This is a genomic window from Polynucleobacter sp. JS-JIR-II-b4 (assembly GCF_018687815.1).
Lineage (GTDB): Bacteria > Pseudomonadota > Gammaproteobacteria > Burkholderiales > Burkholderiaceae > Polynucleobacter.
The window spans coordinates 486,643-505,538 of the sequence record NZ_CP061306.1; the positions used below are offsets into that span (position 1 = coordinate 486,643).

Annotated in this window: 16 protein-coding genes; 12 read left to right on the forward strand and 4 right to left on the reverse strand. The window is 45.9% G+C overall.

Annotated elements, in window-relative coordinates:
* Positions 1–68 precede the first annotated feature (68 nt).
* The 8 genes from ICV90_RS02510 (at position 69) to oxlT (ending at position 8,163) form a co-directional block, all read left to right on the forward strand.
* Entirely contained in the window at positions 69–1,325 is a 1,257-nt protein-coding gene (locus ICV90_RS02510) for a pyridoxal phosphate-dependent aminotransferase (protein ID WP_215359429.1), read from the forward strand.
* The gene (locus tag ICV90_RS02515; protein WP_215359431.1) at positions 1,322–2,632 is read left to right on the forward strand and encodes a homoserine dehydrogenase; all 1,311 of its coding nucleotides are present in this window, start codon (positions 1,322–1,324) and stop codon (positions 2,630–2,632) included. The genes ICV90_RS02510 and ICV90_RS02515 overlap by 4 nt, the downstream gene beginning before the upstream one ends.
* Before the next feature lie 19 nt (positions 2,633–2,651).
* On the forward strand, positions 2,652–4,094 hold the full coding sequence (thrC, locus tag ICV90_RS02520) for a threonine synthase (RefSeq protein WP_215359433.1): 1,443 nt from the start codon (positions 2,652–2,654) through the stop codon (positions 4,092–4,094).
* Positions 4,095–4,132: 38 nt separating this feature from the next.
* A complete protein-coding gene (gene glp, locus ICV90_RS02525) occupies positions 4,133–5,371 on the forward strand; it encodes a gephyrin-like molybdotransferase Glp (RefSeq protein WP_251367768.1) in 1,239 nt (412 codons plus the stop codon).
* Between the two features lie 18 nt (positions 5,372–5,389).
* Positions 5,390–5,647 carry a molybdopterin converting factor subunit 1 gene (gene moaD / locus ICV90_RS02530; RefSeq protein ID WP_215359435.1) on the forward strand — a complete coding sequence of 86 codons (258 nt, stop codon included), beginning with the start codon at positions 5,390–5,392 and terminating at the stop codon, positions 5,645–5,647.
* A 1-nt stretch (position 5,648) separates the two neighbouring features.
* Positions 5,649–6,101, forward strand: coding sequence for a molybdopterin synthase catalytic subunit MoaE (gene moaE / locus ICV90_RS02535; RefSeq protein ID WP_215359437.1), 453 nt, complete (start codon positions 5,649–5,651; stop codon positions 6,099–6,101).
* Complete coding sequence (locus ICV90_RS02540; protein ID WP_215359439.1) at positions 6,101–6,682, forward strand: hypothetical protein; 582 nt, start codon at positions 6,101–6,103, stop codon at positions 6,680–6,682. Before moaE ends, ICV90_RS02540 begins: the two co-directional genes overlap by 1 nt.
* 212 nt (positions 6,683–6,894) lie before the next feature.
* Positions 6,895–8,163: an oxalate/formate MFS antiporter gene (oxlT, locus tag ICV90_RS02545; RefSeq protein WP_215359441.1), complete on the forward strand. Its 1,269-nt coding sequence runs from the start codon at positions 6,895–6,897 to the stop codon at positions 8,161–8,163.
* A 75-nt stretch (positions 8,164–8,238) separates the two neighbouring features.
* Here oxlT and ggt read toward each other — a convergent pair whose 3' ends face one another.
* Together ggt and ICV90_RS02555 are read right to left on the reverse strand one after the other, a co-directional pair.
* Entirely contained in the window at positions 8,239–9,837 is a 1,599-nt protein-coding gene (ggt, locus tag ICV90_RS02550; protein ID WP_215359443.1) for a gamma-glutamyltransferase, read from the reverse strand.
* 70 nt (positions 9,838–9,907) lie between these two features.
* A complete protein-coding gene (locus ICV90_RS02555) occupies positions 9,908–10,177 on the reverse strand; it encodes a GIY-YIG nuclease family protein (RefSeq protein WP_215359445.1) in 270 nt (89 codons plus the stop codon).
* Between the two features lie 91 nt (positions 10,178–10,268).
* Here ICV90_RS02555 and clpB point away from each other — a divergent pair, with 91 nt between their 5' ends.
* On the forward strand, positions 10,269–12,872 hold the full coding sequence (clpB, locus tag ICV90_RS02560) for an ATP-dependent chaperone ClpB (protein ID WP_215359447.1): 2,604 nt from the start codon (positions 10,269–10,271) through the stop codon (positions 12,870–12,872).
* A 52-nt stretch (positions 12,873–12,924) separates the two neighbouring features.
* Complete coding sequence (locus tag ICV90_RS02565; protein ID WP_215359449.1) at positions 12,925–14,157, forward strand: MFS transporter; 1,233 nt, start codon at positions 12,925–12,927, stop codon at positions 14,155–14,157.
* On the opposite strand, the gene ICV90_RS02570 is transcribed toward ICV90_RS02565, so the two are convergent.
* Positions 14,154–14,873, reverse strand: a complete 720-nt coding sequence (locus tag ICV90_RS02570) for a 5-oxoprolinase subunit PxpA (protein WP_215359451.1) — start codon at positions 14,871–14,873, stop codon at positions 14,154–14,156. The two genes, ICV90_RS02565 and ICV90_RS02570, sit on opposite strands and share 4 nt — an antisense overlap.
* Positions 14,873–16,615, reverse strand: coding sequence for an urea amidolyase family protein (locus tag ICV90_RS02575; protein ID WP_215359453.1), 1,743 nt, complete (start codon positions 16,613–16,615; stop codon positions 14,873–14,875). Before ICV90_RS02575 ends, ICV90_RS02570 begins: the two co-directional genes overlap by 1 nt.
* Before the next feature lie 107 nt (positions 16,616–16,722).
* On the opposite strand from ICV90_RS02575, the gene ICV90_RS02580 reads away from it, so the two are divergent.
* Together ICV90_RS02580 and ICV90_RS02585 are read left to right on the forward strand one after the other, a co-directional pair.
* Positions 16,723–17,985 (forward strand): MFS transporter, encoded by a 1,263-nt coding sequence (locus tag ICV90_RS02580; protein WP_215359455.1) that lies wholly within the window; start codon positions 16,723–16,725, stop codon positions 17,983–17,985.
* Positions 17,986–17,995: 10 nt separating this feature from the next.
* Positions 17,996–18,862 carry an amidohydrolase gene (locus tag ICV90_RS02585; protein WP_251367769.1) on the forward strand — a complete coding sequence of 289 codons (867 nt, stop codon included), beginning with the start codon at positions 17,996–17,998 and terminating at the stop codon, positions 18,860–18,862.
* The last annotated feature ends 34 nt before the right edge of the window (positions 18,863–18,896 follow it).

The window sequence follows — 18,896 nt, forward strand, 5'->3', positions numbered from 1 at the left end:
GTCATAATTATGTGGATTATAGCTAGCTGTTTTTTCTCATATTTCAAGAACTTACCCTTAAATTTATTGTGAAACCGATCCTAAAGTCCCAAAAGCTCGATAACGTCTGTTATGACATACGTGGGCCGGTGCTTGAGCTTGCTCAGCGCATGGAGGAAGAGGGCCACAAAATCATCAAATTAAACATCGGAAACGTAGGGGTTTTCGGTTTTGATCCCCCTGAAGAGATTCAGTTGGACATGATTCGCAATTTAAGCAACGCGTCAGCTTATTCGGATTCCAAGGGAATCTTTGCTGCTCGCAAAGCCATCATGCAGTATTGCCAAGAAAAGGGCATTCAAGGCGTGACCTTGGATGATGTCTATACCGGCAATGGTGTTTCTGAACTCATCGTTCTGTCGATGAATGCACTCTTAAATGATGGTGATGAGGTATTGGTCCCAACACCAGATTACCCGCTTTGGACTGCTGCAGTCAGTTTGTCGAGTGGCACACCAGTGCACTATCTTTGTGATGAATCCAAAGAGTGGGCGCCAGATTTAAGCGATCTTCGTAAAAAAATTACACCGCGTACCAAAGCGATTGTGGTGATTAATCCAAACAATCCTACTGGTGCGATTTACTCTAAAGAAGTATTGCTTGAGTTAACTCAAATTGCTCGTGAGCATGGTTTGATTTTGTTTGCGGATGAGATTTACGACAAGATGCTGTACGACGGCGAGAAGCATCTCTCATTAGCTTCTTTGTCTACCGATGTAGTCATTATTACCTTCAATGGCCTTTCTAAAAATTACCGTTCCTGCGGCTACCGTGCTGGCTGGATGGTGGTTTCAGGCGATAAAGAAATGGTCCGTGACTATATCGAGGGCCTCAATATGTTGGCCTCAATGCGCTTGTGTGCGAACGTGCCAGGTCAGTATGCGATTCAAACAGCATTGGGTGGTTACCAAAGTATTAATGATTTAGTGGGTGAGGGCGGTCGCCTTGCAAAGCAACGTGATCTTGCATGGAAACTCATAACTGATATTCCAGGCGTGACTTGCGTGAAACCAAAATCTGCTTTGTATTTATTTCCAAAGCTAGATCCTGAGGTTTATCCAATTGAAGATGATCAACAATTTGTTGCTGATCTTTTAAAAGAAGAAAAAGTATTGTTAGTGCAGGGCTCCGGTTTTAACTGGGGCAAACCTGATCACTTCCGTGTAGTGTTCTTGCCTCACGAAGATGTGCTCAAGGAGGCTATTAGCCGCCTTGCTCGTTTTCTGGAGCGTTATCGTAATAAGCACAGCCGTAAGGCTTCTTCAACTGCAGCAAAGGCATCATGAAACCGATTCAAGTAGGTCTGTTAGGTATTGGCACTGTTGGTGGTGGCGTATTCACTGTTCTCGAGCGTAACCAAGATGAAATTACTCGTCGTGCTGGGCGCGGCATTCGCATTAATACAGTTGCTGATTTAAATGTAGAACGTGCCAAAGAATTAGTTAAAGACCGCGCACAAGTGGTAAGTGATGCCCGTGCCGTGATCAATAACCCAGAGATCGACATCGTTGTTGAGCTTATTGGTGGTTATGGCATCGCTAAAGACTTGGTTCTTGAGGCAATTGCCGCAGGTAAGCATGTAGTTACAGCTAATAAAGCATTGATTGCTGTTCACGGTAACGAAATCTTTAAGGCGGCGCATGCTAAAGGCGTGATGGTTGCCTTTGAAGCCGCTGTAGCTGGTGGCATTCCCATTATTAAAGCCTTGCGTGAAGGCTTAACAGCAAACCGTATCGAATGGATTGCCGGCATCATTAACGGCACAACCAATTTCATCTTGTCAGAGATGCGCGACAAAGGTTTGGATTTCGCAACAGTACTTAAAGAAGCCCAACGCCTAGGCTATGCAGAAGCGGATCCGACTTTTGATATTGAAGGTGTTGATGCTGCTCATAAAGCGACCATCATGAGTGCGATTGCGTTTGGTATTCCAATGCAGTTTGAAAAAGCACACATCGAAGGCATCACTAAATTAGATGCAATTGATATAAAGTATGCAGAGCAATTAGGCTATCGCATTAAGTTGCTTGGTATTGCCAAGAAAACGTCAACTGGTGTTGAGTTGCGTGTTCACCCAACTCTCATTCCTTCGAAGCGTTTGATTGCAAACGTTGAGGGCGCCATGAATGCTGTGCAAGTATTTGGCGATGCCGTTGGAACGACTTTGTATTACGGCAAAGGCGCAGGCTCTGAGCCAACCGCTTCTGCAGTGATTGCTGACTTAGTGGATATCACTCGTTTGCTAAGCGCTGACGCTGAACATCGCGTACCTTACTTGGCCTTCCAGCCAGATGCTGTTCATGACACACCAGTGCTCCCTATTGGCGAGATCACTACTAGTTACTATCTGCGCTTGCGTGTAGCTGATCAAGCTGGCGTATTAGCTGATATCACTAAGATTTTGGCATCGCATGGCGTTTCCATTGACGCACTCTTGCAAAAAGAAGCTGATGAGGGTGAAAGTCAAACTGATTTGGTGGCTTTAACTCACGAGACTAAAGAAAAGAACATGCTTGCCGCGATTAAAGAGATTCAGAATCTCAAGACAGTTGCTGGCGAAGTGGTGAAGATCCGTTTAGAAAATCTGTCTTAAGTAAAACTCAGCAAAATATATGCGTTACCAATCTACTCGTGGCAATAGTCCACAACAATCCTTCTTAGAAATTTTGTTGGGTGGATTGGCGCCTGATGGCGGCTTGTATTTACCTACTCAATACCCGCAAGTCACTGCAGCGCAACTAGATTCTTGGCGTGGCTTGTCATATGCAGATCTCGCTTATGAAGTATTGAGTCTGTATTGCGACGATATTCCCGAAGCAGATTTGCGTGCAATCTTGCGTAAAACGTATACCGAGCAGGTCTACTGCAATGGCCGTGCACAAGATGACGCTAAAGACATCACGCCTTTGCATTGGCTTGGCGAAGAGCAGGGAGCACGCATTGGGCTATTGAGTCTTTCAAATGGCCCAACGTTGGCTTTTAAAGACATGGCTATGCAATTGCTGGGTAATCTTTTTGAGTACGCCTTAAAGAAAAAAGGGCAGCAGCTCAATATTTTGGGTGCTACTTCTGGTGATACGGGTAGTGCTGCTGAGTATGCAATGCGTGGTAAAGAGGGTGTGAAAGTATTTATGCTGTCACCGCTTGGCAAGATGAGCGCCTTTCAGTCGGCGCAAATGTATTCCTTGCAAGACCCCAATATTTTTAACTTAGCAGTAGCTGGCGTCTTCGATGACTGCCAGGATATTGTTAAGGCAGTCAGCAATGACCATGCCTTTAAAGCGAAGAACCAAATCGGTACAGTGAACTCTATTAATTGGGGTCGTGTTGTGGCTCAGGTGGTGTACTACTTCCAAGGCCATCTATTGGCTACTAAGTCCAGCTCTGAAAAAGTCTCATTCACGGTGCCTTCCGGCAACTTCGGTAATGTCTGTGCTGGCCATATCGCCCGCATGATGGGTTTACCTATCGAGCATCTTATTGTTGCCACCAACGAAAATAATGTGTTGGATGAATTCTTCTCCACAGGCGTTTATCGTGCCCGCAAGTCCGCTGAGACATTGCATACTTCCAGCCCTTCGATGGACATCTCTAAAGCTAGTAACTTCGAGCGCTTCGTATTTGATTTCATGGGTCAAGATGGTAAAGCGACTGCTGCTATGTTTAAGCAGGTTGATGAGGCGGGTGGGTTTGATATCTCGAAAGAATCCATCTTTAAAGAGCTTGGTAAATACGGGTTCCAATCTGGTCGTAGCACGCATGAGAATCGCCTAGAAACGATTCGTGATATTGACAAGCGCTACGGTGTAATGATTGATACCCATACCGCTGATGGCGTAAAAGTGGCTCGTGAGCATTTGCAAGCCGGAATCCCGATGATCGTGCTCGAGACAGCGCTCCCCATAAAGTTCGAAGAAACGATTGAAATTGCCTTAGGCCGACCAGCTGAATGCCCACCAGCATTTAAAGATATCAAATCAAAGCCACAGCGCGTAGAGAATATCGATGCCGATGTAAATCAAGTTAAAGCTTTTATTACTAAACATCTAAGTTAATTTTTAACCTAGAAAATTCAGGCATTAAAAATAATCTTATGACAAAGCCACCAATGTTGACTGCGCAGCAGGCTTTAGATCATTTACTCTCGCATGCTCAAACTGTTGGTGAGAGTGAGAAGGTTGCCATGCAGGCTGCATTGGGCCGAGTGCTCGCTGAAAACGTCAATAGCCTAGTGGATGTACCTCCGCTCGATAACACTGCGATGGATGGATATGCGGTTCGCTCTGCTGATACCGCCACTCCAGGGAAAACACTCAAGATTGCTCAACGTATTCCGGCTGGATCGATGGGAGCCCCGTTGGAGTCCGGCACTGCTGCCAGAATTTTTACGGGAGCCCCTGTGCCTCCAGGTGCTGATGCAGTCGTGATGCAAGAGGATTGTTCGCTAGAGGGTGAAGGCGGTCAAGTGATTATCAATATTACTCCAACAGCAGGTCAGTGGATTCGTCGCAAAGGCGAAGATCTCACGGCTGGAAAAACTGCTCTCACTGCAGGTGCTTTCTTGCGCCCACAGGAGTTGGGTGTGGCTGCTTCAGCAGGTTTGACTCACTTAAGCGTTAAACGTCGCGTTAAGGTGGCTGCCTTTTTTACGGGTGACGAGTTAGCTCTTCCGGGCGAGCCTCTAAAGCCAGGTGGCATTTACAACTCGAATCGAGATACCTTGTTGGCTTGCCTAAAATCCTTGGGATGCGATGCGACTGATTTAGGTATTGTCCCGGATCGCCTGGATGCGACACGTGATGCATTGCGTAAAGCTAGCAAAGATCACGATTTAATCATCACTTCTGGTGGTGTATCGGTTGGCGAAGAAGACCACATCAAGCCTGCAGTGACAGCTGAAGGAAGATTAGATTTATGGCAGATCGCTATCAAGCCTGGTAAGCCGCTCGCCTTTGGTGCGGTACGTAAATCAGATGACCCTAAAGATGGTGAGGCCTGGTTTATTGGTTTGCCAGGCAATCCTGTATCCAGCTTTGTCACCTTCTTGTTATTTGTACGCCCTTTTATTCTCAAATTGCAGGGACGCGAAGCCAGGCTTCCACAGTCCTACTTCATGCGAGCAGATTTTGATTGGTTGAAAGCTGATCGACGCAATGAGTTCTTACGCGTCAAATTGAATAGCAATGGGGGGCTTGATTTATTTCCTAATCAAAGCTCTGGCGTTCTCACTAGTGCTTCCTGGGGTGATGGCTTGGTGGATTGTCCGCCAAATCAGCCAATTAAAGCTGGTGATCTGGTGAAGTACATCCCTTTTGATGCACTCCTCAAATAATCGGTTTACGATTAGTTTATGAAACTCGAATTACGATTCTTTGCCTCACTACGTGAAGCGCTTGGCATCTCGCAAGAGAGTATTGCCATCCCGGCGACAGTAAAAACCATTGCCGATCTCAGAACACACCTTATTGAACGTGGCAATCCATGGTCTGAAGTCTTGGCGGATGGCAAAGTCTTGCGTTGCGCCTTGAACCAACACATGGTTGATGCAAATACAGCATTGCAAGATGGTGCAGAAATTGCTTTCTTTCCTCCGGTAACTGGGGGCTGATATGCCAATCAAAATCCAAGAAAGCGATTTTGACCTTAGTGCTGAAATAGCAGCGCTACGCAAGGGTGACCCACGAGTAGGTGCGGTAGTTTCTTTTTTGGGTGCCGTGCGAGATATGAATGACGGCAGCCAAGTAAAGAGCATGACGCTTGAGCATTACCCCGGCATGACTGAAAAAGCGCTACAGGAAATTCTGGATCAAGCCAAAGCACGCTGGGACATTTATCAAACATTAGTGATCCATCGTGTTGGGCCTTTGTTGCCCGAAGATCAAATCGTATTGGTGGCAGTCACTAGCGCACACAGGGGCGAGGCATTTGCTGCCTGCGAGTTCATCATGGACTACCTCAAGACTGCAGCCCCGTTCTGGAAAAAAGAAGATACCCCCGAAGGTTCTCGCTGGGTTGATGCTCGGGTTACAGATGAGGTAGCTCTATCTAAATGGAAGAAATAATGAAACATGCCGCAGTCAGTAAGCTCTTATTTTGTATGTCGATACTTTCTGCAGTAGGTCTATCTGGTTGCGGTGCGGGTGATAGCGTACAGGCGCAATCAACCCCATCTACTTTGGCAACAAAAGATCTTTCTGCTTTTGTGGATACGTATTGGTATGTGCCTACTGATTACCTGTTAGCCTATGCATGTAGCTCTTCGGGAAATCCAAAAACTAGTGCGGTAAACGATCAGACTATTTGGCATATCACTTCTGTAAATCAGGGATTTTTATTAGGCTGCTCTTTTGCTAGCACTAACAATGGTGCCAATTGGTCAGCATCAACAATAGTGGGGTCCGTAACGGCTAATAATTCAGTATCTATTGGTTTTTATGGATCATCCCTAACCGTAGGCTCTGGGCAGTTAACTACATCTAGCGGTCAACCTACATTTTTGATGCAGATGTCAACTGGCAATGGGACGGCTGGCCTCACGCACTGGGCTTATATGCTGCCCGTAACCTCATCTAATCCTGTGTGGTCTAGTTTGCCTGGCACTAATGGTGTGAGCGTTCCCACGGCAACTGCTTCCGGATGCTAGAACAAACTCGTTTTACATAAGCGGCTTCCTATTTAAAAAGATGAACCACCCCTAGGGGTGGTTTTTGTTTTTATTGGTGCATCATGCCGCATCAAAATAAACGTTTCTGCACCATCTAAGGGAATTCCTTAGTAATTACCCGCAAATTTAGATCAAAATGCATGTACAAAAGTATTTAGAAATTTTGATTAAATAATAAATGGGAGATTCATATGACTTCAGCTGTAATGGGTGCGGAAAGTACCAGTAAGAACCCCCTCAAGTCGAAGTGGGTGCAATTAGCATTGGGCGTGATTTGCATGATGTCCATTTCTAGTCCGCAATATGTATGGGCTTTATTTACTAAGCCAATCATGGGTCAACTTGGCGTTACTTTGACCGAATTACAAATCACATTCTCAATCTTAATTGTGTTGCAGACTTTCTTCTCACCATTTCAGGGTTACTTAGTTGATAAATTTGGCCCTCGTCTTTTGTTGTCCATTGGCACTATTCTGACGGGCGCAAGCTGGGTTCTTTCAGCTAACCTTACTACCGTATCCAATCTTTACCTCACCTACGGCGTTTTGGGTGGACTGGGTACCGGCATTGTTTACATCGGCGTTGTAGGTTTGATGGTTCGTTGGTTTCCAAATAATCGTGGATTTGCTGTGGGCATGGTTGCTGCTGGTTATGGTATCGGCGCATTGCTGACTACTTTTCCAATTTCCGCTAGTTTGACTGAGACGGGTATTCAAGGTACGTTGACATTCTTTGGCTACATTATTGGCGCTGTTGGACTATTGGCTGCACAAGGTATTCGTGTTCCTCACGCTGATCGTGTGCAAACAGCTGATCAAAAAGAGGCTGCTGCATCGGGAGTTGCGCCAAAGACAATGTTAAAGACACCAGTTTTTTGGCTCATGTTTTTGATGATGTCCATGATGTCTACATCAGGTTTGATGGTGATCTCTCAGATGGGTGCATTTGCAAAAGACTTTGGTATTACATCGGCCATGGTTTTTGGTATGGCTGCTTTACCTTTAGCCTTAACGATTGATCGTGTTACCAATGGTTTAACTCGTCCAATATTTGGCTGGGTATCTGATCGTATCGGACGTGAATACACAATGACGATTGCTTTTGGTTTAGAAGCAGTTGCTATGTTTGCTTGGGTAATGACACGCTCAGATCCTGTTATGTTCGTATTGCTCTCAGGTATTGTGTTCTTTGGTTGGGGTGAGATTTTCTCTTTATTCCCATCTACTTTGACTGATACTTTTGGTCAAAAGCATGCCACTACAAACTATGGCTTCTTGTACATGGCTCAAGGTGTTGGCTCCATTATCGGCGCTCCAGTTGCAGCCTATATTCATGGTGTCACTGAAAGCTGGATACCAGTATTTGCCATCATGATCGTATTGGATGCTACTGCAGCCATCCTAGCGTTCTTCGTACTGCGCCCAATGCGCGCTAAGTATATGAAGACGCGTGCTGCATAAGTAGTAAAAAATTGTATAGAAAAAAGGCTACCAATTCGGTAGCCTTTTTTAATTGCACAAGATCAATACTCACTACTAGAACGAGCTCACAGCGCCATCGCTTCTGGGATCCCATCCCCCTTGCAATATTCCAGATGGATCACGAATGATGCAGCCTGCATGGCCAACAGTTTCGTCAAAGGCGTCTAGCATTTCAATTTCATGACCTAAAGCTTGAAGTTTCTTTGCGACTTCTGGACCAAAGCGTGATTCTAGTTTTAAGCTATCACTCGTTTGTCCCCAGGTACGGCCAAGCAACCAGCGTGGGCGACTAATCGCATCCTGTGGATCAAGGCCATAAGTTGCTGTTCGAGTAAATACTGCGCACTGGGTTTGAGGTTGTCCATCTCCACCCATCGTTCCATAAACCATTGAGCGACCATCTTTAAATAAGGCCATCGCTGGGTTAAGGGTATGAAAAGGCTTGCGATAGGGCTCAAGGTGATTGAGTGTATTTGGGTCAAGAGAAAAGCTGCAACCGCGGTTTTGCCAGTTGACTCCTGAGGTGGGAAGCACAATGCCTGCGCCAAACTCATGATAGATACTTTGAATAAAAGAAACGCAATTACCGTCACCATCAATTACGCCCATCCAAATGGTATCTGCAGGACCTTTACCCTGGCCCCATGGGAGCGCTTTATTAGGGTCAATATTCTTGGCTAACTTTTTCAGGAACGCAGGTGATAAGAAAGATTGCGCATTCTTTGTCATGTACGCGGGGTCTGTTACAAACTGATCTCGAATCTTAAATGCTTGCTTGGTGGCTTCAACGCAGTGGTGAACGTATTCTGGGCTATCCACTTTGAAGCGTTTTAAGTTCAATTGATCCAAGATGCCAATAATCATCAATGAGACAACACCTTGTGTAGGTGGAGTCATGTTGTAGACATTGCCCTTGCTATGTTTGAGCTCAAGAGGGTCTATGAGTTTTGCCTCGTGACGGTGTAGGTCGTCTAATCTCAGTGGGCTTCCCAGTTCAGTGAGTTCTTCTGCTAGGGATTCAGCTAGTTCGCCACGGTAGTAATCATCCGTCCCTTTTTTGGCAATCTGACGTAAGGTTTTGGCAAGACGTTCTTGCTTAAAGATGCTACCAACGGCAGGCGCCTTGCCATCCACTAAAAAAGTCTCTGCGAAACCTGGAATTGGACTCAGTTCTTGACGCTTCTTTTCTGTGAGGCTGGATTGGCTGAAAGTAACTGGTGTCCCGGCCTCTGCATAGTGAATCGCATCAGCTAATAGGCGTGAAAGCGGTAGTTTTCCACCCAGCCCTTGCTTGGAGAGCTTGTGTGCTGCGCCCCAGCCAGAGATAGTGCCTGCAACCGTATTGGCAGCTACTGGACCGCGAAATGGAATGGCTTTGGTGATGCCGCGTTCTGCATACCATTGTTTGGTGGCCAAACCAGCAGCTGCGCCGCAGGCGTCAATTCCGCCCATAGCCTTGCCTGGGGAGTGAATCACCCAGAACGAGTCGCCGCCTATGGAGTTCATATGGGGGTAGACCACTGCAATAGTTGCAGCAGCCGCAACCATTGCTTCTAAGGCATTGCCGCCTTCTCGTAAAACAGCTAAAGCAGATTCTGATGCTAGAGAATGTGGCGCTACCGCCATTCCTCTGGTTCCCCATTTTGGTTGCATGATTGTTGTCCGGTTAAATAATTGGTTTTGTTATGGCTATATTGTATTGCTGGCTTAAAGATTGCTCTGGCTAAATGTGCCCAGTTTTGGTGGCGATCTCAATCTCAAAAAAAGCGAGTTTTTTAGACCTTGGTAAACGCTTTAAGCGGAGCTCCGCTTTAGAGGCTTCAGAACGGTCGGGGTGTTCTTGTGTTGCTAAGAGGACAACTGGACTGCGTGATCTTGTATAACGAGCGCCTTGCCCCGAATTATGGGCGTCTAGGCGATGCTCTAAACGATTGGTAATACCGGCATAGTAGGTGCCATCTGCACACTCAAGTAGGTATACAAGCCAGGTCAAAATAGATCAAATTTGGGTTAAAAGTGCGTTGGATGCTTGAAATTATCATTAATGCCCTTATATTCTATAGATAGATATATGGAGTGCAAAAATGAGAATAGATAAATTAACAACCAAGTTTCAGGAGGCCTTAAGTGAGGCCCAAAGTATCGCTTTAGCTAAAGATAATCAATATATTGAACCTGCCCACGTATTGCTGGCAATGTTGCGTGATTCTGATGGTGGCGCCAAGAGTTTGTTGACCCGAGCTGGGGTGAATGTTTCTGGGTTAGAAAAGGGCGCAGAGAAAATCATCGGCAATCTTCCTGAGGTGCAAGGCACGGGTGGAGAAGTGCAGGTCGGCCGTGATTTAAGTAACTGGCTCAACCTATGTGAAAAAGAGGCCAATAAGCGCAATGATCAATTTATTGCAGGCGAATTGTTCTTGCTAGTGGTGGCTGATGACAAAGGTGAGCTCGGTAAAGTGGCTCGTGAGAATGGATTAAATCGTAAATCGTTAGAAGCGGCTATTGATTTAGTGCGCGGAGGAGAGTCAGTGAATAGTGCGGATGCTGAAGGCCAACGTGAAGCCTTAAAGAAATACACAGTCGATTTAACTGAGCGCGCGCGCATGGGCAAGCTCGATCCAGTCATTGGGCGTGATGATGAGATTCGTCGCACCATTCAAATTTTGCAACGTCGTGGCAAGAACAATCCGGTACTCATTGGTGAGCCAGGTGTTGGTAAGACTGCTATCGTTGAAGGCTTAGCGCAGCGTATTGTTAATGGTGAAGTTCCTGAGACTTTGAAAAATAAGCGTGTCTTGGTCTTGGACATGGCCTTGTTATTGGCTGGTGCCAAGTACCGCGGTGAATTCGAAGAGCGTCTCAAGGCTGTTCTGAGTGATGTCGCCAAAGATGAAGGTCAAACCATTATCTTTATCGACGAGATTCATACGATGGTAGGTGCTGGTAAAGGTGATGGCGCAATGGATGCTGGAAATATGCTCAAGCCTGCCTTGGCCCGCGGTGAATTACATTGCATTGGTGCAACTACCTTAGACGAATATCGTAAGTACATCGAAAAAGATCCAGCGCTGGAACGTCGTTTCCAAAAAGTGATGGTGGAAGAGCCTACCGTCGAGGCAACTATTGCCATCTTGCGAGGCCTTAAAGAGCGCTATGAACTACATCATGGTATCGAAATTACTGATCCAGCTATTGTTGCGGCTGCTGAGTTATCGCATCGCTACATTACGGATCGTTTCTTGCCAGATAAGGCGATCGACCTAATTGACGAAGCGGGTTCGCGCATTCGGATGGAGATTGATTCTAAGCCTGAGGTGATGGATAGGCTGGAGCGTCGTCTGATTCAATTAAAGATTGAGCGCGAAGCGGTTAAGAAGGAGAAGGACGATGCTTCGCAAAAACGCCTAGGTCTCATTGAGGATGAAATTAAACGTCTAGGCGCTGAATATGCTGATTTAGAAGAGGTTTGGAAAGCGGAGAAGGGCGCTGTATTAGGCGCAGCTCAGCTGAAAGAGGAGATTGAGAAAGTAAGGGTAGATATTGCAAAGTTACAACGCGATGGCAAGTTGGAAAAAGTTGCGGAGTTGCAGTATGGTAAGTTGCCTGAGCTTGAGGCTAAGTTGAAGTCTGCTGCTGCAGCCGAAGCTAAGGGTGATAAAGATGGCGTAGTGAAGAACAAGTTACTTCGCACCCAAGTTGGCGCCGAAGAAATTGCTGAAGTGGTTTCTCGTGCAACAGGTATTCCGGTATCAAAGATGATGCAAGGTGAGCGCGATAAGTTGCTCAAGATGGAGGAGCTGCTGCATAAGCGTGTGGTTGGCCAAGAAGAGGCCATTCGCGCAGTATCAGATGCTATTCGTCGTTCCCGTGCTGGTTTGGCTGAAGAGAATCGTCCTTATGGATCCTTCTTATTCCTTGGGCCTACCGGGGTTGGTAAAACCGAGCTCTGTAAAGCCCTAGCTGGCTTCTTGTTTGATAGCGAAGATCACCTCATTCGTATTGATATGAGTGAGTTTATGGAGAAGCATAGCGTGGCGCGTTTAATCGGCGCGCCTCCGGGCTACGTTGGCTACGAAGAGGGTGGTTATTTAACCGAGCAAGTTCGTCGTCATCCATATAGCGTGATCTTGTTTGATGAAATCGAGAAAGCTCACCCAGATGTATTTAATGTTCTCTTGCAGGTATTGGATGATGGTCGTCTAACAGATGGTCAAGGTCGCACCGTGGACTTCAAGAATACCGTCATCGTCATGACCAGCAATATTGGTTCGCATTTAATTCAGTCAATGGTGGATAAGAAGCAAGCAGAAATTAAAGAAGCGGTATTTGAAGAGCTAAAGAATCATTTCCGCCCTGAGTTCTTAAACCGTATTGATGAAATCGTAGTGTTCCATGGTCTAGACAAGGGCAATATTGCGAGTATTGCGAAGATCTTGCTGAAGAACTTGTCAGATCGTTTGGCAAAAGTGGATATGCAGCTTGAGGTCAGTGATGCAGCCTTGAATAAGATTGCCGAGGTGGGTTTTGATCCAGTCTTTGGAGCAAGGCCACTTAAGCGGGCGATTCAGCAGCATATTGAAAACCCAGTATCTAAGATGATTTTGGAAGGTAAGTTTGGACCCATGGATGTAGTGCCTGTCGATGTTGATAAAGCCGGTGACTTTAGCTTTAGCCGTCAGGTCCATTAAGTAGTCAAAATATAGTTCAGCAGGAATATTCCTGCGCCAGTAAACTTGGTACATGACTGTTGCGCTTAGTAGGCGTGCCAGTGATGTCCGGGTTATTGGTCTCATTAGCCTAGCTCACGGCAGCTCCCATTTCTTTCATTTAGTGCTTCCTCCCATGTTCCCATGGTTGAAGGATGCTTTTGCATTGAGTTATGCCGAACTCGGTTTACTCATGTCGGTCTTCTTTGTTGTGTCTTGTGTAGCTCAGGCTACATCTGGTTTTTTAGTGGACCGTATTGGAGCTCGGCCAGTTTTATTTAGCGGCATAAGCATGCTTGTCATTGCAGCACTGGTGTATTCCCAAAGTAATGGTTATGCCATGCTCTTATTGGGGGCGGTCATTGCTGGTTGCGGTAACGGTATTTTTCATCCTGTTGACTACACACTCATCAATCACAAGGTGTCGCCACCCAATCTTCCATATGCCTATTCAATGCATGGTGTCACAGGGTACTTGGGGTGGGCAGCTGCGCCAGCCTTCATGGTGGCGATTGCTCAATTGGCCGATTGGCGTATTGCATTCTTATCTGCAGTACTACTGGAGGTTTGTGTCTTAGCGATTCTTTGGATCAATAGAAATTATCTTTTAGACAATGTTAAAGAGCGTCATGAGAATACGCATGCAAGTACTCAGGCTGCTAATCCTGGCATTGCTCAGGAGAGCCCATTCGCATTCTTGAGGTTGCCAGCTGTTTGGTTATGTTGGGCCTTCTTTTTCTTCAGTATGGCCTCCACCTCGAGCTTACAATCTTTTGCGCCAAGTGCACTTTTTAGTATTTATGAAGTTCCTTTAAATGTAGGTAGTTACTACATTACGCTTTTGGCATTGGGGAGTGCTGGAGGAGTTTTATTTGGGGGCTACTTGGCGGCAAAGTTGCAGGCACCAGAAAGAATTGTCTCCATATGCCTCTCTATTACGGTAGTAATGTGCTTGCTGTTATCTACAGGATTCATTTCAATTGATCTCATTCCTATCATCTTCTTTGCGCTGGGATTCGGGTATGGAGTGGTGGCACCTTCGCGAGATCTATTGGTGAAAAAGGCAACACCTCAAGGCGTAGCTGGACGCGTATATGGAATCGTCTATTCAGGAATTGATTTGGGTGCCGCAGTTGGCCCATTTATTTTTGGCTTCTTTATGGATGCTGGATTGCCAAAGGCGCTATTTCTTGGGATTGTCGTGTTCCAGCTCATGATTATTCCAACTGTCTTTAAGGTAACCTCAAAGAATCGGCAAGCAGCTTAAACTAGAGCCGCTTTAATCCTTTTTGCAAATTCAACCGCATGCGGATTATCACCATGAATGCATAAGGTGTCAGCCTGGATTTTGATTTCACTACCATCAATTGCAGTGACTTTTCCATTCTTTGAAAAATAGATTGCTTGATTGAGCGCATCCGATTCATCTTCAATTACTGCGCCCGCTTGAGTACGCGGGACCAGAAAGCCTTCTTTGGTGTATCTGCGATCCGCGAATACCTCTTGCCATACCGGAACATTTAGCTCTTTGGCAGCATCGATCAAGCAACTTCCTGCAAGGCCGTACAAAATAACTTCGGATCCTAAATCTTTTACAGCCTGTGCAATACCTCGCGCGAGTTTGATGTCTTTAGCTGCCTGGTTATAAAGAGCCCCATGCGGTTTGACATGATGAAGCTTATTTCCAATTGCATCCACAAAAGCTTTTAATGCGCCAGCCTGGTAAAGAACATAATTGTAGGCATCTTGTTCGGATATGGCCATCTCACGTCGCCCAAAGCCTTCTAGATCTGGAAGGCCTGGATGTGCGCCAATATGAACCCCTTTTTTACTTGCCATTTCAACTAACTTTTTCATACGCGCTGGATCGCCAGCGTGCCACCCGCAGGCAATATTGGTCGATGTAATGTAGTCAAGCAATAACGCGTCATTGCCCATATCCCAGGCGCCAAAGCCTTCGCCCATATCGCTATTAATATCCATTACGAATTTCCACTGGTTTGAATAATTGTTTGAATTGAGTTAATTGTTGATTCTTCTAACTTTAATGCTTCTGCATTTAAACGGTCTGCCTCTTCAATATCTATTGGAATAAATCGTATTTTTGAGCCGGGTTTAACTTGTGCCAATTTAATGAGGTTGGAATGAATTACCTCGGCTAAGCGTGGGTATCCGCCAGTGGTTTGGTGCTCTGCAAGCATCACAATAGGTTCATGTGAGGGTGGAAATTGCACAGTTCCAAACGTAATCGCTTGTGATGGAATATTAGGCAAATTCTTTTTAACCTTAAACTCGCCTTGTAGACGTAGACCCATACGATTGCTTTGGTTGCTCACAGTCCAAACGGTCGACCAAAATAACTCTCGCTCTTTAATCGATAAAAAGGGTAGGTGAGGCCCTGCCAAGCAATAGATTGGCGTGATTGCTGCCAATGGCGTGAAAGGTGACTTGATATGCCATTTTGCGAAACATGGCAAAGCATCTTCTTTAAGGAGTGACTTTAAGAAAGGCGACTGCAAAGGTGATTGGGGGTTGATGAGCGATAAGAGCTGCCCCTTTTCAAGGCGTTTTGGTCCCATATCAGCGCTGATGTGTGAGCCTGAGCGGCCCAAGATTTTAGGTAATTGCAGCCCGCCACCAATAGCCAAAAGCGCTCGAAACCCAGGATTAAGCGGCGAAAATTTGAGCACGCTGCCTTTTGCCAACCATACGGGTCTATTGCCTGGGATGCGTTGATCATCAACAATGCCGTCACAGTGTGCGCCAACCCAGGCTACACAAGTTGCTTGATGAAAGAGGAGGCTTGGACCGCTGGAGGTTATCTCTATGGTGGCCATGTCTACTGAGTTGCCTACCAAAGCATTTGCTAGATGAAGAGATGATAAGTCGCAGGCTCCACCAGGACCAACCGCCCAATGAGAAAGGCCAGATCTTGGCTCATCCTGAATAGTGCTAAAGGTTCCAGACTGTAATACTTCAATCGATGCTTTGTTATTAACCTTATCTAATGCGTGAATAATTTCTTGGTGAGCGTTCTTTTGATCTTGTTTGTAAAACTCATCCAATGTAATTTCTTCAATCTGCATTTGATCTCCAGCCATAAATAATCCTGGCGGTTGATTTTGGATGTCAAACATTTGATTGGGTGAGCGACCAATTAGATTCCATCCTCCTGGCGTGGTTCGAGGGTAAATTGCAGTTTGTAATTCTGCAATCGCAACGCTACCTTTAGGGACTGCTGGTCGAGGAGAGGGTAGGCGAGGTAGGCGTAACTTAGGGTCAAGGCCACTAAAGTATGCAAACCCAGGCATAAAGCCCAGAATATCTGCCGTATAAAGATTTTTCTTGTGAAGATGAATTGTCTCTTCAATAGACAGTTGGCAGGCCTTAGCAATGGCGTGTAGATCTAACGCAACATCCGGGTGATAACAAACTTGAATCCGGTGAATCTTAGCCGGATAAGTTGAGCGCTTCTTTTGTTTTGCCAGCTGATGCTGAATTTTCTCTAGTTCTGCAAATGCTTGTTGACGCGTTAGGTTTGGACCTTCATGCGTATATTGCAATTGGATGACCAGCGAATCTAGGCCAGGAACGATTTCAGCGGCCCATAAGGGTTTGTTGGCCAACAGTAGCTTGCTTAGCTCATGAATATCTTTTAAGGCATCTGATGATTTGGAGAAATCAATCAATATGCTGTGGTCGCCAATTAGTGTGCAATGCATCATGATGGAGTGTTAGGGGTTTTCTCTAGTATGTGCTTTAGCGGGAATAATTGGGTTATAAAGATGGTACTCATTCATTAATTTAAAGCCTAAAAAATAAAGGAGACAAAATGAGTCAACAACAAGATACCAGTCTGACTGGTTTTTATAAGGTCATGAACCCCAAGGAAAAGAAAACTTTTTGGGGTTGTTTCTTAGGCTGGGCATTAGATGGCATGGACTTCATGATTTACCCCTTGGTGATTGGAACCATTATTGCAGTATGGCAGGTTGACCGTGGTATGGCCGGCCTGGCTGTAACAGGTACTTTATTGGCTTCTGCATTTGGTGGATGGTTTGCAGGTTATTTAGCCGATCGAATCGGTCGCGTACGCACGCTTCAGTTCACGATTCTTTGGTTCTCTAGCTTCAGTTTAATTTGCGCATTCACGCAAGACTTTAATCAGCTCATGATTGCTCGCGCACTCTTGGGTTTTGGTTTCGGTGGTGAGTGGGCAGCTGGTGCGGTACTGATGGGCGAGACGATTCGTGCTGAATATCGTGGTCGCGCTGTAGGAAGTGTGCAATCCGCGTGGGCGGTAGGTTGGGGCGCTGCTGTACTCCTGCAAGCTATTATGTTTAGCTTGCTTCCTGCTGATATGGCATGGCGCGCAATGTTTGTTGTGGGCTTCTTCCCTGCATTACTCTTACTCTACATCCGTCGTAATGTAGAGGAGCCTGAGATTGCGAAGATTGCTCGTGAAAAAGTTGTAGCAGCTGGTGACTCACCATCAATCTTTGAGATTTTCAAACCGGGTATCTTGAAAACCACAATCTTGGCATCTTTGTTGACCATGGGTGCGCAAGGTGGTTACTACGCAATTACTACTTGGGTACCAACCTTTCTAAAGGCTGAGCGTAAATTAACAGTGGTTGGCTCTACCGGTTATTTGGCATTCCTGATTGTTGGTAGCTTTGTTGGCTATCTAGTTGGCGCGTGGATGGCTGACCGCTTTGGCCGTCGGAAACTATTTATGACTTTCTCATTGGGGGCAATTATTTTAGTGTTGGCATACACCCAGTTAGAAATCACTAATGAAATGATGATGTGGCTTGGCTTCCCCCTAGGATTTTTTGCCAGCGGTTATTTCTCGGGTATGGGCGCATTCCTAACAGAATTATTCCCAACTCGTTTGCGTGGATCTGGTCAGGGCTTTTGCTATAACTTTGGCCGTGGTATTGGTGCTTTGTTTCCTGCTTTGGTCGGCTACTTCTCGGCTCAATATGGACTAGCGATGGCAATTGCGATCTTTGCTGTCATTGCTTATGGTGTTTTCTTTATAGCTGCTGTGATTCTTCCTGAAACCAAAGGACGCGAATTGCAGGCTAATTAACGGCTTCTCTGTGTCACCAAAAGAAATTCCGTTTTGCCCAGGACCGCCCGATCATCAGGGTGGTCCCTTTTCTTTTAAGATGCCTTTCGGCGCAGTGGATACGCATGCGCATGTCATTAGCGCAGCCAGTTTTGTACCTGATCGTTCCTACACCTCTCCAGAGGCAACCGAAGAGCAATATATTCAAATGCTTGATGAGGTTGGTATGACCTACGGTGTGCTGATTCAAGTTAGCGTGAATGGCCAAGACAATGAGCCTATGCTTAAGGCGTTAAGGAATCATCCGCAGCGATTGCGTGGGGTTGCTGTGCCGCTCCTTGGTCAAGTAGATTCTTATTATCAAAAGATGAAGGATGCTGGTGTAGTTGGTGTTCGTATGAACCTCATGTTCTCTGGAGGTGGCTTAGATATTTCGAAGCTTGAAGAGTGCGATGCTCTAGCAAGAGATTGGGGTTGGCATATTCAATTTTTGTTAGATGCAAATGATCTTCCAATGCTAATGCCGCGTATGCAGAAGTTAAAGTCCATATTAATGATTGATCACATGGGCTACTTAAGAGCTTCTGTTGGTTTGGATTCGCCTGGTTTTAAAGCGCTCGTTGATTTGGTACGAGAGAGGGCATGGGTCAAAGTATCGGGTGCCTATCGTTTAACTGATCAAGCGCCTCCTTATGAAGATGTGGTTCCTTATGCACAAGCATTAATTGATGCCGCACCTGAGCGATGTGTATGGGGCTCCGATTGGCCGCATGTTGCTAATTGGGGTGTTATGCCATCAGTAGCGCAGCTACTTGAAAGTCTTGCGTTATATGCGCCCGCTGAAGCACTACGCAATCGAATTCTTTGCTCCAACCCACAAAATCTATATTTTTCATAATATGAAATGTCATTACGCTGCGTAAAATGCAGTG